The organism is Leifsonia sp. NPDC058292 (genome assembly GCF_042880955.1).
GTDB lineage: Bacteria > Actinomycetota > Actinomycetes > Actinomycetales > Microbacteriaceae > Leifsonia.
The window spans coordinates 17,399-33,098 of the sequence record NZ_JBHVYL010000022.1 but is presented as its reverse complement, the minus strand read 5'-3'; the positions used below and the strand labels follow the sequence as shown (position 1 = coordinate 33,098).

11 protein-coding genes are annotated in these 15,700 nt (G+C 69.5%); 4 read left to right on the top strand and 7 right to left on the bottom strand.

Annotation, left to right across the window (positions count from 1 at the left end; all coding sequences use genetic code 11):
- Window positions 1-34: 34 nt before the first annotated feature.
- Both ACFVWR_RS12820 and ACFVWR_RS12815 read right to left on the bottom strand, forming a co-directional pair.
- A complete protein-coding gene (locus ACFVWR_RS12820; protein ID WP_387212381.1) occupies window positions 35-934 on the bottom strand; it encodes an RNA polymerase sigma-70 factor in 900 nt (299 codons plus the stop codon).
- A gap of 1 nt (window position 935) precedes the next feature.
- On the bottom strand, window positions 936-1,403 hold the full coding sequence (locus ACFVWR_RS12815) for an ATP-dependent zinc protease (RefSeq protein WP_387212378.1): 468 nt from the start codon (window positions 1,401-1,403) through the stop codon (window positions 936-938).
- Between the two features lie 44 nt (window positions 1,404-1,447).
- Here ACFVWR_RS12815 and rimK point away from each other — a divergent pair, with 44 nt between their 5' ends.
- Both rimK and ACFVWR_RS12805 read left to right on the top strand, forming a co-directional pair.
- Window positions 1,448-2,638: a 30S ribosomal protein S6--L-glutamate ligase gene (gene rimK, locus ACFVWR_RS12810; RefSeq protein WP_387212376.1), complete on the top strand. Its 1,191-nt coding sequence runs from the start codon at window positions 1,448-1,450 to the stop codon at window positions 2,636-2,638.
- Window positions 2,639-2,754: 116 nt separating this feature from the next.
- Entirely contained in the window at window positions 2,755-4,431 is a 1,677-nt protein-coding gene (locus ACFVWR_RS12805) for an AAA family ATPase (RefSeq protein WP_387212373.1), read from the top strand.
- 29 nt (window positions 4,432-4,460) lie between these two features.
- On the opposite strand, the gene ACFVWR_RS12800 is transcribed toward ACFVWR_RS12805, so the two are convergent.
- From ACFVWR_RS12800 to ACFVWR_RS12790, 3 genes are all read right to left on the bottom strand, one after another.
- Complete coding sequence (locus tag ACFVWR_RS12800) at window positions 4,461-6,503, bottom strand: VWA domain-containing protein (RefSeq protein ID WP_387212370.1); 2,043 nt, start codon at window positions 6,501-6,503, stop codon at window positions 4,461-4,463.
- Window positions 6,496-7,884 carry a sigma 54-interacting transcriptional regulator gene (locus ACFVWR_RS12795; protein ID WP_387212473.1) on the bottom strand — a complete coding sequence of 463 codons (1,389 nt, stop codon included), beginning with the start codon at window positions 7,882-7,884 and terminating at the stop codon, window positions 6,496-6,498. The genes ACFVWR_RS12800 and ACFVWR_RS12795 overlap by 8 nt, the downstream gene beginning before the upstream one ends.
- A 76-nt stretch (window positions 7,885-7,960) precedes the next feature.
- Window positions 7,961-8,656 (bottom strand): hypothetical protein, encoded by a 696-nt coding sequence (locus ACFVWR_RS12790; RefSeq protein ID WP_387212470.1) that lies wholly within the window; start codon window positions 8,654-8,656, stop codon window positions 7,961-7,963.
- Between the two features lie 163 nt (window positions 8,657-8,819).
- Between ACFVWR_RS12790 and ACFVWR_RS12785 the strand changes: the two genes are divergently transcribed.
- Entirely contained in the window at window positions 8,820-11,396 is a 2,577-nt protein-coding gene (locus ACFVWR_RS12785) for a DUF4062 domain-containing protein (protein ID WP_387212367.1), read from the top strand.
- Here ACFVWR_RS12785 and ACFVWR_RS12780 read toward each other — a convergent pair.
- A complete protein-coding gene (locus ACFVWR_RS12780; RefSeq protein WP_387212467.1) occupies window positions 11,393-12,661 on the bottom strand; it encodes an MFS transporter in 1,269 nt (422 codons plus the stop codon). The genes ACFVWR_RS12785 and ACFVWR_RS12780 overlap by 4 nt on opposite strands.
- A gap of 42 nt (window positions 12,662-12,703) precedes the next feature.
- Window positions 12,704-13,765, bottom strand: a complete 1,062-nt coding sequence (locus tag ACFVWR_RS12775) for an NAD(P)H-dependent flavin oxidoreductase (protein WP_387212364.1) — start codon at window positions 13,763-13,765, stop codon at window positions 12,704-12,706.
- Window positions 13,766-13,879: 114 nt separating this feature from the next.
- Here ACFVWR_RS12775 and ACFVWR_RS12770 point away from each other — a divergent pair, with 114 nt between their 5' ends.
- Window positions 13,880-15,679: a DEAD/DEAH box helicase gene (locus tag ACFVWR_RS12770; RefSeq protein WP_387212361.1), complete on the top strand. Its 1,800-nt coding sequence runs from the start codon at window positions 13,880-13,882 to the stop codon at window positions 15,677-15,679.
- Window positions 15,680-15,700 lie beyond the last annotated feature (21 nt).

Sequence of the window (15,700 nt, the reverse complement as noted above, 5' to 3'; positions counted from 1 at the left end):
TCGAGCGGAAGATGCCGGCTCGGCCGCCGGACCGTCAGCCGCCGAGCGTCAGCGGTGTCTCCGACTCCATGCGGGTGAGCTTCTCGGGGTTGCGCACGTAGTAGACGCCGGTGACCGCGGCCCCCTCGATCGTGACCGCGAGCACGCCGTCGGGCTCTCCGTCGAGACGCAGGAACAGCGCGGGGCTGCCGTTCACGGCGGTGGGGGCCGACGTCACGGAGGCGTTCGCCTTGGTGAGGGCGCCCACCATGAACCTGGCCACCTTGTCGGCGCCGAGGATCGGTCGGAGAGCGGCCTGCTTGAAGCCGCCGCCGTCACTGAGGAGAACGACATCGGGCGCGAGCACGTCGAGGAGGGTCTGGATGTCGCCGGTCGCGATCGCGCGCTGGAAGGACTCCAGCACTGCGCGGGTCTGGCTCGCTGTGACCGTCTCGCGCGGCCGGCGCGCCTCGACGTGCTCCTTCGCCCGGTGCGCGATCTGCCGCACCGCCGCCTGCGACTTGCCGACCGCATCCGCGATCTCGTCGTAGCCGACATCGAACACCTCGCGCAGCACGAAGACGGCCCGCTCCGTGGGCGACAGTGTCTCGAGCACGAGCATCAGCGCCATCGAGACGCTCTCGGCGAGTTCGACGTCGTCGGCCACATCTTGCGAGGTGAGCAGCGGTTCGGGCAGCCACGGCCCGACATACGACTCCTTGCGACGGCTCAGGGCGCGCAACCGGTCGAGCGCCTGACGTGTCGTGATGCGCACGAGATACGCGCGCTTGTCGCGCACCTGATCGAGGTCGACGCCGACCCAGCGCAGCCAGGTCTCCTGCAGAACATCCTCGGCGTCGGCGGCCGAACCGAGCATCTCGTACGCGACCGTGAACAGCAGGTTGCGGTAGGCGACGAACGTCTCGGTCGCCTCGTCCACACGATCGTCTGTCATCTCACGCCCGTCCACGGTTCTTCCGCCGCACCTCGCGCGGCGCCCGGCCGCCGAGAAACGAAGCACTCGGGTCGACGATGAACCCCTGGCGCAGCGCCTCGCGGCCGATGAGCATCCGGAAACCCATCTGGTCGCGGTTGCTGAGCGTGACCTCGGCCGTCACGGTCTCGCCCGAGAGCTGCACCGGCAGCAGCACCACGATGCGCTGCTCGGTGTGCCCCGACGAGCTGCGGACCACCCGGCGGTCGTGCACGGGGCACTCGACCACCACATCCTCCTCCGCACGCTGCCAGGGCCGCACGCGGAACCGCACCCGGTCGCCGGGCAGCTCGTCGATCTCGTATGCGTGCAGAGCCGAGCTACGGGCGCCGGTGTCGAGCTTGGCTTTGATCCAGGGGATGCCGGCACCGGGCAGACCGACCCATTCGCGCCAGCCCACGATGGTGCTTGAATGGACGTCGTCTCTCACCCGACCATCCTCTCAAACCCGACGACCCCCGTAGGGACCCATCCATGAAACTCGCCATTCTTTCGCGCGCCCCGCAGGCGTATTCGACGCAGCGACTGCGGGCCGCCGCCCTGCAGCGCGGGCATCGCGTGAAGGTATTGGACACCCTGAGGTTCGCGATCGACCTCTCCGGCGACGAGCCCGACCTGCAGTACCGAGGCAAGCTTCTCTCCGACTACGACGCGATCCTGCCGCGCATCGGCAACTCGATCACCTACTTCGGCACGGCTGTGGTGCGCCAGTTCGAGCAGATGGACGTGTACACACCGAACACCGCGAACGGCATCACCAACTCGCGCGACAAACTGAGGGCCACGCAGATCCTCTCGCGCCACAACATCGGGATGCCCGCTACGGCGTTCGTGCACAGCCGCGCCGACGTTCGCCTGGCGATCGAGAAGGTCGGCGGTGCGCCCGTCGTCATCAAGCTGCTGGAGGGCACACAGGGCATCGGCGTGATTCTGGCGCCGGATGCGAAGATCGCGGAGGCGATCATCGAGACGCTGCACTCGACCAAGCAGAACGTGCTCATCCAGAGCTTCATCAAAGAGAGCCGCGGGCGCGACATCCGCGCGCTCGTCGTCGGCGACCGCGTCGTGGCGGCGATGCGGCGGCGCGCGAGCGGAGACGAGTTCCGGTCGAACGTGCACCGCGGTGGAACCGTCGAGCGGGTGGAGCTGACGCCGGAGTACGAGCAGGCGGCGGTGCGGTCGGCCCAGATCATGGGGCTGCGCGTTGCGGGCGTCGACATGCTCGAAGGCAACGACGGACCGCTGGTGATGGAGGTCAACTCCTCCCCCGGCCTGGAAGGCATCGAGCGCGCGACCGGCCTCGACGTCGCGGGGGCGATCATCGACTTCATCGACAACCAGGTGGCCTTCCCGGAGATCGACGTGCGCCAGCGGCTCAGCGTGTCGACGGGCTACGGGGTCGCCGAGCTGCTGGTCTACGGCAACGCCGACCTGGTGGGCAAGCGGATGCGCGACTCTGGTCTCGGCGACCGCGACATCACCGTGCTCACCCTGCATCGCGGCGCCCAGGTCATCCCCAACCCGCGCGGAGACGTGGAGCTGGAGGCGGGCGACCGGCTGCTGTGCTTCGGCAGGCTCGAAGAGATGCGATCCATGATCCCCGAACGCCGCCGGCGCCGCGCGAAGGTGCGCAAACTGCCCAAAGAGCCGATCCCCGAAGGCTGAGGCCAGGCGGCCGGGTCTACCCAAAGCGGCGAACCCGGCCTACGGTCAGATGCAAGTATTTGTGTGAAGCGCGTCGCACCCCCGCTGCGCGCTCCCGAAAGGACGCTGTAACCGCTGTGGCTCTCGACATCCCCGCCCTTCCCCTGATCACCGCCCGTTTCGGTGGTGACAACACGGGAGAGTTGAGCGTCGACGGCGTGAGCGAATCGATCGACGCCGAGAGCACGGAGCACCTGCGCGAGCAGATCCTCACGCGGGTGACGGCGATCGCGGCCGAGCTCGGACGACCCGTGCAGATGACGACCCAAGACGATGAAGGCCAGTGGATGCTCGTCGTGCACCCGGACGGCGAGATCGGTGAGGAGGAGCTGCTCGCCGCTGAGACCCAGGAGACCGACCCGCAGTCGCACGCGGAGCACCCGCACCCCGAGCACCCGCACCGAGCGCCAGCGGCCCCCGAGCCGCAGACCGATGACGTACCGGACGGGGTCTCGTATCTCGCCGACTTCTTGTCGGAAGACGAGCGCCACGACTCCGCCTGGCACATCGACAGCGAAGAGAGCGACGGGGCCGAGGCTGCCGACGACGCCGACCCCGTCGAGGACCCCGACGAGGACGCCGACGGCATCGACGATCCGGTGGTGACGTCGTTCGAGGAGCTGCTCGGCGGCGTCACGGTCGAACGCATACCTCCCGCGCCGCTCCCGAGCCCGCCGCCGCCGGGCGAGTCGCCGGTGTCCGTCGTCTCCTCCGAGGCGGCGACCCAGACCGCGCCGAGCCTGCTCATCCCTCCGCTGATCGCGCAGCCGCCGATGACGCCACCGGCCGAGGCCTCGCCGCTCCACACCGTCTCCGCGCCCGAGCCCGCACCGACTCCCGGCCGGGCCTCCTTCCTCGCCGAGGAGCGTCAGCCCGACCGGGCGAAGAAGGGCTGGCGCGGCTTCCTCGCGAAGACCGGCCTGCCCATCCCTGCGTCGACCAAAGAGCTCACCGAGCGCGCGGAGGTCCACGCCGTGAGCCAGCACTGGGCCGGCCCGCGCACGATCGCGATCGTGAACGGCAAGGGCGGCGCGAACAAGACCCCGACCACGGCCATGCTCGCGGCCGTGTTCGCGCGCAACGGTGGTTCCGGGGTGCTCGCGTGGGACAACAACGAGACCCGCGGAACGCTGGGCTGGCGCACGGAGCAGGGCACGCACGACGCCACGGTGCAGACGCTGCTGCCGAACACCGACCACCTGCTCTCCCCCGGTGCGCAATCGTCGGACCTGTCGCACTTCGTGCACCACCAGACCGGTGACAAGTACGACGTTCTGCGCTCCAACCCGACGATGCTCGCCACCCAGCAGCGCATCACGACCGACGACTTCGACCAGCTGCACTCGGTCGCGGCCAAGTACTTCCGGCTCATCTTCATCGACAGCGGCAACGACGAGTCGGCCGAGCGTTGGCTGAGGATGATCGACCACACCGACCAGCTCGTCATCGCCACCACGGCGCTCGGCGAGCACGCCGAGGCCGGGGCGCTGCTGCTCGAAGCCCTGGCTCAGCGGGACGAGCGGTCGGCGAGCCTCGCATCCGGAGCCGTCGTCGTCGTGTCGCAGTCGGAGAAGACGGGCAGCCTGGATGCGGCGCGCAAGACGGCGGCCGGGTTCGAGCCGCTCGCGCGCCGGGCGGTCGCCGTTCCGTATGACGCGGCCATGCACGGCGGGCGGCTCGAATACAGCGCGCTCGCCCCGGCGTCACGCCGGGCCTGGCTGCACGCGGCCGCGGCGGTGGCCGAAGGGCTCTGATCCGGGCCAGGGTCGCCGGGAGGCGCCGCCTACACCCACCACCCGCGACCGCCGAACCAGTCGCCGTAACCGCTCCCGACGTCGTCGGAACGGGACGACCCTCGCGTGCCGAGATAGGAGCCGACGACCGCGGCGCCGAGATCGTCGGGTTCCGGGGCGACGACGCGGCCCGACACGCGGCGCGCCATCGAGTCGATGAAGCGCGCGAGCCCGGGGTCTTCCCCGAGCCGGAAGAAGGTCGTCTGAGCGCCGAGACGGCCCGAGTTGTCGAGTTCGGCGAGCGTGCGCGCGATCGTTCTGGGATGCGGCGGATACGAGAAGCTGATGACCCCGTCGGCCTCGAGATGGGAGGTCGGCTCGCCGTCGGTGACGATGAGCAGCACGGGCTGGGCGTTCGGGTGCTTGCGGAAGTGCCGGTTCGCGAGCAGCAGCGCGTGATGCAGGTTCGTGCCCTTGTCCCAGACGGCGTCGAGGGCGGTGAGCTGCTCGATCTGCATGACCTCGGCGGCGCGGCCGAACCCGATCAGCTGCAGATCGTCACCGCGGAACCTCGACTTGATGAGCGTGTGGAGCGCGAGCGCGGTGCGCTTCATCGGCACCCAGCGGTCATCGAGGGCCATGGAGAAGGATGTGTCGACGAGCAGCGCGACGGCGGCCTGCGTGCGCGCCTCCGTCTCGGCCACCTCGATGTCGTCGACGGCGATCAGCCGCACTGGCCCGGCGGACCCGGGGTCGCCGGAGCCACGCTCGCCGAACCGCCGCTGCACGCCGTTCAGCACCGTGCGCGGGATGTCCCAGGGTTCGGTGTCGCCGAACGCCCAGGGGCGGGTGGCTCCCGAACTCTCCCCTGCGGCTCCGGCCTGGTGCAGCTCGCGCTCGCCCTGGGGCCCGGAGGAGCGCGTGGCGATGTCGCGCAGCAGCGACTTGCCGAGCTGCCGCATCGCCTTCGGAGTGAGCTGCAGGTCACCGGTCGAGTCGCGCCGCAGCGTGCCGCTGTCGCGCAGCGTCTTCTCGAGATCTTGGAGCGTGCGCGCGGAGACGGCCGCATCATCCCCGAGCTGACGTTCGAGGCGATCGAGGTCGATGTCATCGAGTCGGGCGCCGCGATACGACTGGGAGAGCTGGTCGCTGAGCTGGTCGAGGTCGGCGAGGTCTTGGAGCACGCCGGTGCCGTCACCGAGGCCCAGTGCGTCGTCGCCGTCGAAGTCCTCCGAGCCTCCCCAGTTCTCGCCGGGCCGCAACGCCTGCAGATTCGCATCCAGCTGGGCGAGCGAATCCATCAGCGCCGGCGTTCCGAAAGCCTGGGCCGACAGCTGCATGAGCTCGTCGCGCTGCTCGGGGGTCATCGAATTGAGCATCCTCTGCGCCGCGGCCGACCGTTGCGCGAGCGTGTCGATCAGGTCGTCGATGTTCTCCGGATGCTCAGGGAACGCATCCCCGTGCTTCTCCATGAAGTCGTCGAAATCCTGCTGCGTGTCCTCCCCGCGACGATGCTTCTCCAGCAGGCCGTTGAGGTCTTGCAGCATCTCGTTGATCGCCGCCCGGTCGTCGTCGTCCGCGTCGGCGAGGGCCTGTTTCATTCCGGCGAAGCGCTGATCGAGCAGCTCGCGCCCGAGCAGGTCTTTGATCTTGTCGTAGTCGGCGCGCGCCTGCGACGACTGCCAGCGGTAGTCGCCGAGTTCGTTCACCGCCGCAGCGGTCGAATCGGGGAGGTTGTCGAGCCGTAGCTCAGCGAACGCCCGGTCGGCGTCGTCCATCGTCGCGTCGCGCACCAACTGCTTGCGCTCCTCGAGCAGCGCATGGTCGAGCAGCTCTTTGACCTGCTGCAGGGTGCCGTCGAGGTTGTGCCGCTTCACCAGCTCGCGGCGTCGCTGCGCGACCCGCCGTGCGAGGTCGTCGAGACCTGTCTGGTTCTTGCCACCCCGACGGAGGAACTCGCCCATGGCACGCTCGGGCGAGGTGCCGGCCATGACACTCTCGCCGATCGCATCCAGCGCCTCGGCGATGTCCACCGGCGCCGCGAGCGGGTCTCCGCCGTCGTAGCGCCGGAAGCGCGAACGGCTTTTAGCCATAGACCGTTTCGATCCCGTCGGTGTCTTTGCCCACCTTGCGGGCGAGGTAGAGTCCCTCGAGCGCCAGCTCGACGGCGGCGGCCTGCTCGCCGGCGGTGTCGGCGTCGAGTGCGTCGAAGATGTCGTCGTACAGTTCCGACTCGCCGAGCACGGGCAGTTCGTCGAGCAACTGCTGCGCGGTGACCTGCTCCCCGGTGACGACCATGGCGCCGTCTTCGATCACCGCGACGAGCGGGCCGAAGTCGATGCCGCGGAAATGCTCGCGCACGGCATCCGCCGTCGCCGTGCGCAGCAGGTGGGTGAGGATCTCGGGCTCCCGCCCCTCCTCGCCGTTCTCGAACTCGATCTTGCCGCCCAGCACATCCACCGCGGTCTGGAGGTCGACGACGCGCGCGACCGCTTCGTCCTCCCCCTGCGAGGTCGCGCGATGCAGCGCCGCCGCGGCGATCGTCTCAGCGCCGGCGATGGCGAACCGCGCGCTAACACCGCTTCGCTGGTCGACCGATGACGACTCGCGCAGGTTGCGGGTGAAGCGCGCGAGGATCTCGACGAGATGGTCGGGCACCTCGGCCACGAGGTCGGCCTCCTGACGGATCACGGCGATCTCGGCTTCGAGGCGAGTGGGGTAATGAGTGCGGATCTCGGCGCCGAACCGGTCTTTCAAGGGGGTGATGATGCGGCCGCGGTTCGTGTAGTCCTCGGGGTTCGCGCTGGCGACGACCAGCACATCCAGCGGCAGTCGCAGCACGTACCCGCGCACCTGGATGTCGCGCTCCTCCATCACGTTCAGCATCGCGACCTGGATGCGCTCGGCGAGGTCGGGCAGTTCGTTGATCGCCACGATGCCGCGATGGCTGCGCGGGATCAGCCCGAAGTGGATGGTCTCCGGGTCGCCGAGCGAACGCCCTTCCGCGACCTTCATCGGGTCGACGTCGCCGATCAGGTCGGCCACCGACGTGTCAGGGGTCGCCAGCTTCTCGACGTAGCGCTCCGACCGGTGTCGCCAGGCCACCGGCAGTCTGTCGCCGAGTTCGAGCGCGCGGCGGCGGGATGCGTGGGTGATGGGCTCATACGGATGCTCGCCCAGCTCCGACCCCTCGATCACCGGCGACCACTCGTCGAGCAGACCCCCGATCGTGCGCAGGACGCGCGTCTTGCCCTGCCCGCGCTCTCCGAGCAGAACGATGTCATGCCCCGCGATGAGAGCGCGCTCGAGTTGCGGGATGACCGTGGACTCGAACCCGTGCAGCCCGGGCCAGGGGTCGTCGCCCGCCCTGAGTTTCGCGAGCAGATTGTCGCGGAGCTCGGCCCGCAACTGCTTCTGCACATGCCCGGAGGCACGCAGCTCTCCGACGGTTTGGATGGTGGGCGCTTCGGTCACCGTGCTGGTCACCTCTTCAGGCTAACTCCGCCGCAGGCACAGGTGGCCGGGATCGGCGATATTGGTCGCGAAGACCTCAGAATCCGCCGAAATCTCCGCCGCCGAAGTCTCCGCCACCGAAGTCTCCGCCGCCGCCGAAATCACCCCAGCCTCCGCCACCGTCGGCCGAGGCCGCGGAGGCGTCCGCGCCGCCGGCGTCTGCGCCGCCCGCGTCTGCTCCCCCGGCGTCAGCGCCGCCATCGGAGCCACCGTTGTCGCCGCTGTCGCCGTTGTTGTCGCCGCTGCCGTCCGCTGCCTGCTGGTCGGCCGGCGACGGCAGAAACGCGCTGACCAGGGTCGAGGCGATCACGTAGCCGGCGACGCTGCCGAGGAGCGAGCTGGCGAACATGCTGCCGAACCCCATCCCCGAGCCGCCGCCCATCGAGCGTTCGAGCGTGCCGGGTTGCCGCAGCTCCGCCCTGGTCGCGGACTGGGCGAGGGATCGAGCGTCGTCGCCTCGCGGCTGCTCGCCGGCCGGCGCGTTCTCGCTGAGCTGCTTGAACAGCAGCTGCCGCTGCTCGGGCGATAGCTTTGAGAATGCCTCCTCGTGCACCTGCTCGATGGTCTCGGGCGGCGCCGTGCGCAGGAGGTAGCGGTACCGCTCGACCGCGATCTCGTCGTCGCTGCGTTGCGGCTGCGTCGACGGTTGAGGCACCTGGGGCGCCTGCGGCCGATACTGCTGCTGCGGCCGCTCCGGCTCTTCACGGCCGAGAAGTCTGTCGAGAAACCCCATGTCGATCACATCCATTCCTGCGGTGACGAATCCCGGATGTTCAGGCGAATCCCGGGTACCACGAAACCTATGGTGCTCGCATGAGACGGCGCACGACAGTGCCTGTGTAGCGGCTGAGCATCCGGCACTGGACTATTGAGCCGAAAAGCAACAAAATGCACACATGAGTGGCCCTCATATAATCCGCACGCCGGATCAGCGGCTACGGATCTTCGTCAGTTCCACCTTGCAAGAGCTCGCACTCGAACGCAGGGCGGCGCGCACGGCCATCGAGCGCCTGCACCTGGCCCCGGTGATGTTCGAACTCGGCGCGCGGCCGCATCCGCCGCGCGAGCTCTACCGCGCCTACCTCGACCAGAGCGACGTCTTTCTCGGTGTGTACTGGGAGAAGTACGGCTGGGTCGCGCCCGACGAGACCGTCTCCGGGCTGGAAGACGAGTACAACCTCTGCCCGCCGCACCTTCCCCGCCTGCTCTATGTGAAGACGCCCGCCGAGCGCGATCCCCAGCTGACCGAGCTGCTGAACCGCATCCGCGACGACGATCGCGCCGCCTACAAGTATTTCGAGACGCCCAAAGAGCTGGCGGCCCTCGTGGAAGCCGACCTGGCCGTTCTGCTCGCCGAACGCTTCGACCAGAGCCGCGAGACGGGCGCCATCGACATCGTCGGTCGCGCCGAGCGCGTGGTCGAGGCCGTGCGGCTGCCGGTGAGTCTCACCGACCTCATCGGCCGAGACGGCGACATCGCCGAGATCAAACGGATGCTCGAATCCAGCACCCGGCTCGTCACGCTCATCGGGCCCGGCGGCATCGGCAAGAGCCGCCTGGCCGTCGCCGCGGCCCGGGCGGCCTCCCCGTCGTTCGACGACGGCGCGGTGTTCGTGGATCTCTCCGCCGTGCACGACCCCGAACGGGTGCCCAACACCATCGCCCAGGCTCTGGGCGTGCGCGACACCGGCGACGCTCCGGTGCTGGAGAACCTGGTCACGGCCCTGGGCGACCGCAGCATCCTGCTGCTGCTCGACAACTTCGAGCAGCAGCTTCCGGCGGCGCCGCGCCTCACGGCACTGCTCGCTGCGGCACCGGGCGTGACAGCGCTGGTCACGAGCCGCTCACTGCTGCGGGTCGGGGCCGAGCAAAGCTACGAGGTGGGTCCACTGGCCGAGAAGTCGTCGATCGACCTGTTCACCGAGCGCGCGAGGGCGGCCAAGCCCGACTTCGAGCTGACGGCCCGCAACGCACCGGACATCGCGGGCATCTGTGCAGCGGTCGACGGCGTGCCGCTCGCGATCGAACTGGCCGCGGCCCGCATCCGGGTGCTGTCCCCGGGCGACCTGCTCGACCGTCTCGACCGCAAGCTCAGTCTGCTCGTCGGCGGCTCTCGCGACCTGCCGGAGCGACAGCAGACGATCCGCCGCACGATCGAGTGGAGCACCCAACTGCTCGACGATGATCAGCGGCGACTGCTGTCGAGACTCGGCGTCTTCGAAGGCGGCTTCACCCTCGACGCCGCGGAGTTCGTCGGCACCGACGGCGGCCGCGACCAGGATGCCGGGGATGTGCTCACCGCCCTGACCGCGCTCGTCGACAACAGCCTGGTCGGGCCGCACGACAGCGGCGAGCGCCCCGGCTTCTCGATGCTCGCGAGCGTGCGCGAGTACGCGCGGGAGCAACTCGCCGAGACCGGCGACTCCGCCAACGCTCGCGACGCGCACGCTCGGTACTTCATCCGGTTGGGCGACAGCATCGAGTCGCAGCTGAAGGGCGAACGCCAACGAGAGTGGCTGCGCCGGCTGCGTGACGAGCGCGACAATCTGCGCGCCGCCGAACGCTTCCTGCTCGACGCCCAGGACTGGGATCGCGCGGCTCACCTGGCGTTCAGTCTCTACCTCTACTGGTGGGTGGCGGGCCTCCTGGGCGAGGTGCGCACGTGGATGGGCGAAGCTCTGGACTCGCACGCGCGCCTCAGTGATCGCACCAGGGCGATCGCGCTCTACTTCACCCGCACGATCATGTTCTGGAAAGATCCGGACGGCGCCGTCGCGGCCGACCTGACCAAGAGCGCCGAGCTGTTCCACCGCGCGTCCGACGCCGACGGCGAGGGTCTCGCTCGCATCTCGCTCGCTCTGGCCCTGCTCGCCGGAACGAAACCCGACACCGGCCGCGCTCGCGAGGTGATGGAGACGAGCCTGGCGCTGTTCCGGGGCAGCGGAAGCCGGTGGGGCGAGTCGATGGCCCTCGTGCTGCTCGGTCGTGTCGCGCTGCTGCAGGGCGAGACCGAAGAGGCCCGCGATCATTTCGAGAAGAGTCTCGCCATCACCCGCGTCACCGGCGACGCGGTGGGCGAACGCGTCGCTGCCTACCACCTCGGGTGGGCGCGTCTGCTGCTCGGCGATGCCGAGGCCGCCCGGTCGGACTTCGCCAAAAGCGTCAGCCTGTCCGCCACGCTCGGTCATGCCGAAGGGATGGCCTACGGCCTCGAAGGCATGGTCGCCGTGGCCGCGCTCGCGGGCGACGTCGAACACGCCGGCCGCATCGCCGGCGCATCCCGTGCCCTGCGCGAACGCAGCGGAACCCACAACGGCCCGATGTTCACCTTCCATCAGGCCTACCTCGACCGGCTGGTGGCCGAGGGCCGCGGCGACGAGCTCGCTGCCGCGATCGCTGCCGGGCGCGAGCTCACGGTCGAACAAGCTGTGGCGGAGGCTCTGGCGGTGGGCAAGCAGACCGAGTCCGGCTAAGGCTGGTCCGACGGCTCGGCCTTCTTGACCACGGTGGCGATGTCGGCCGGATCGTCCTGGCGGCGGCTGGCGAAGAGGAAGGGCAGCTCGATCAGCTGCACGACGCCCCCGATCACGAGCGAGGTGCCGTAGCCCCAGAGGTCGGCGGAGCGGCCGAGGGCGGGCTGGATGACGACCCCGCCCAGGCTGCCGAACAGCGAATCGAACGACAGCACCGTCGCGCGCTGCTTCGAGGGGATCATGTCGTTCAGGTAGGCCTGCCGCACCGGTCCGGCGACGGCGAACACGAAGCCCCACAGCACCAGCAGCACCACCGCCAACCAGAAGAAGCTGTTCACGCCCAGCGCCACGAGAGCGACGATGCTGGCGACCGATGCTCCGATCACGGTGGTCGTGCGCTTGGCGAACAACCCGCGCACCCGCGGCGCGAGCAGACCGCCGCCCACCTGCGCGAGCGAGATGACGGCAGCTGCGATCCCCGCGATCGAGTAGGCGGACTCGTCGCCGTACAGCTGCAGCAGGTACGGCTGCAGCGCATAGAAGGCGTAGATCCCGACGCCCGACGCGAAGGGCGCCGACAGGATGATGTAGCGCACCGAGCGCTTCTTCAGCCCGTGCTCGATCGACTGGCTGAGCACGTTGCGAGTCGCCTTCAGCGGTCCCATCGAGCGATCGGGACTGAAGCCGAGGTCTTTCATCGCGACCGCCGCGAACACGAGCATGAGCACGAGCACGCCCGCGCGCACCAAGAAGGGCACGCCGAGGTTCGTCGCCTGGGCGATGACCCCGCCCAGCACCGAACCGACGAACATCGAGACTCCGGAGACGACGAGGCCTCGCCCGAAGACGGCCTCGAGGCTGCCGGTGTAGTGCGTGAATGCGAGGGCGTCGACGAGCCACGCGTCCACCGCGCCGGAGAAGAACGTGAACCCGAGACCGAGCAGCGCCGACGCCAGCGCCCACCAGACGAACGGGGCGTGCCAGAGCCACAGCATCCAGTAGAGCGCGGTGCTGATCGAGAGCGTGATCGTGCCGAGCAGGTAGGAGGCCTTTCGTCCCACCGTGTCGGCGACGACGCCGGTCGGGATCTCGAAGACAACCATTCCGACGGTGAAGAACGCGTTCGCGGCGAACGCCTCGAAGTTGGTCAGGCCGGCGTCGAGCAGGAACAGGGTGTTGATGCCCCAGATGAACGAGGCCGCCAGCGTGTTGCCGAGCAGCAGCACCAGGTACACGCGCTGGACGCGGCGAGCGGCCGGGTTCACGACCCGTGACCGCTCCGACGACCGCATCCCGTCACAAGGTCATCATCGTCCTTCCGAGGGAACTCCCGCCAGCAACTCGGCGAAGACATCCCGCGAGTCGCTGTGCTGGGCGAGCGCCGCCGACTGTCCCGCCCACAGCGATTGCAGCTCGGCGGCGCCCCGCTTCACCGCCTCGGCGCGGAACCGGCCCGTCAGCCAGTTCTGCACGGGGAACGGCGCGATCACGCCGCCGGCCTCGATCTCGCGGATCGCGCGGTTCGGGATGCCGCGCGCCAGCCGGCCGCTCATCGCGCGCGTGAGCACGGTACCGTCGGCGGTTGCGCCCCGGATCGCCTCGCGGTGAGCATCGTTCGTCGCCGACTGCCTGGTCGCCAGGAAGGCCGTGCCGACCTGCACACCGCTCGCGCCGAGCGCGAAAGCCGCGGAGACCCCGCGCCGATCGGCTATCCCGCCGGCCGCGATGACGGGCACGCCGACCGCATCCACCACCTGGGGCACGAGCGCGAAGGTGCCGACCAGCGACTCCTCGGCAGACCGGAGGAACGACACCCGGTGGCCCCCGGCTTCCAGCCCGGTGGCGACGATGGCGTCCGCTCCGGCGGCATCCAGCGCCCGCGCTTCGTCGACCGTCGTCGCCGTGCCCACCACCAGACTGCCCTGGGCGTGGATCGCCTCGACGACATCGCGTGCGGGCACGCCGAACACGAAACTCACGACCGCCGGGGCCTGCTCGAGCACCGCATCGAGCTGCTCCTCGAACGTCGGCAGGTAGCGCTCCGGCCGCGTCGGCAGCGCCATCCCCATCTCGCGGAAGTAGGGGGTCAGCGCGGCGGCGAAGCGGTCGAACTCCGCCGGCGACACGTCGGCGGCCACCGCGTCGTCGTGGGGAATCCAGAGATTGAGGGCGAACGGGCGCTCGGTGAGACCGCGCAGGGCCGCGACGGTCTCCCGGATGCGCCCCGCCTCGAACCCGTAGAGCCCGAACGAGCCGAGCCCGCCGAGCTCGCTGACGCCGGCCGTCAGCTCGACGGAGGACAGACCGCCGAACGGCCCGAGCACGATCGGGCTGTCGATGCCGAAGAGATCGGTGAGGGTGCTGCGCATGAAGGCTCCCGGTCGTGTCGTGTGGTGCGATGGATCCCGTCCGGAGCAACGATAGCCAGCCGAGGGGCGATCCGGCAGGCGCGAAGGCGGGCCTGCTGGGGCTACCGTTGGAACATGACGTCTCCCGAAACACCGCAGACCGAGGCAGAAACTGCCGGCGCTGCGACGACCTTCTCCGACCTGGGGCTCGACGCCGCCGTTCTCAAGGCTCTGAACGATGTCGGCTACGAGAATCCGTCGGCCATCCAGGCTGCCACCATCCCACTGCTGCTCGCCGGACGCGATGTCGTCGGCCTCGCGCAGACCGGAACCGGCAAGACCGCGGCCTTCGCCCTGCCCATCCTGTCGCGCCTCGATCTGGCGCAGAAGAGCCCGCAGGCGCTCGTGCTCGCCCCGACCCGCGAGCTGGCGCTCCAGGTCGCCGAGGCGTTCGAGAGCTATGCGGCGCACATGCGCGGCGTCCACCTGCTGCCCGTATACGGCGGCCAGGGATACGGCGTGCAGCTGTCGGCGCTGCGCCGCGGCGTCCACATCGTGGTCGGCACCCCCGGCCGCATCATGGACCACCTGGAGAAGGGCACGCTCGACCTCTCCCAGCTGAAGTACCTGGTGCTCGACGAGGCCGACGAGATGCTGAAGATGGGATTCGCCGAAGATGTGGAGACCATCCTCGCCGACACTCCGGACGACAAGCAGGTCGCACTGTTCTCGGCGACGATGCCGGCGCAGATCCGCCGCATCTCGAAGAAGTACCTCCACGACCCCGAAGAGATCACGGTCAAGAGCAAGACCACGACCTCGGCCAACACCACGCAGCGGTACCTGATGGTGTCGTACCCGCAGAAGGTCGACGCCCTCACCCGCATCCTCGAGGTGGAGAACTTCGAGGGAATGATCATCTTCGTGCGCACCAAGAACGAGACAGAGACTCTCGCCGAGAAGCTGCGAGCCCGCGGGTACTCCGCTGCCGCCATCAACGGCGACGTGCCGCAGGCCCAGCGCGAGCGCACCGTCGAGCAGCTCAAGTCGGCCAAGCTCGACATCCTGGTGGCGACGGATGTGGCGGCCCGCGGACTCGACGTCGAGCGCATCAGCCACGTCGTCAACTTCGACATCCCCATCGACACCGAGTCGTATGTGCACCGCATCGGCCGCACAGGGCGCGCGGGCCGAAGCGGCGCCGCGATCAGCTTCGTCACCCCGCGCGAGCGCCGCCTGCTGACCGCCATCGAGAAGGCGACCCGCCAGCCGCTCACCCAGATGCAGCTCCCCAGCGTCGACGACGTGAACGTCACGCGTCTCGCGCGGTTCGACGACGCGATCACCGCGGCGCTCGGGCAGGAGGATCGCATCTCCCGGTTCCGCGACATCATCGGTCACTACGTCGAGCACCATGACGTACCCGAGGCGGATGTGGCCGCCGCGCTGGCGGTCGTCGCTCAGGGCGACGAACCGCTGCTGTTGTCGCCCCAGGACGTCCTCAGCCAGCGCGTCGAACGCGACGCCCGATCGGGCGACGACTGGGGCGGGCGCGGCGATCGAGGTGGCCGCGACGATCGCGGTTCACGCGGAGACCGCGACGACCGCCCCCCGCGTCGCCAGCGGAGCGACAAGCCGATGGCCGCCTACCGCATCGAGGTGGGCAAGCGCCAGAAGGTGGAGCCGCGCCAGATCGTCGGCGCACTGGCCAACGAGGGCGGCCTGAGCCGCGAAGACTTCGGGCACATCCGCATCATGCCCGACTTCTCGGTGGTGGAGTTGCCCGCCGACCTGTCGGGGGATGTGCTCTCGCGCCTGTCCGGCACCCGCATCAGCGGAAAGCTGATCGAGATGCGGCCCGACCGTGGACCGGGCGCGCGCCGCGAACGCAACGACCGCGACGACCGGCCGCCTCGCAAGCCACGGCACCAGTAGCCGAGGGGCCGTCCGGGCCGG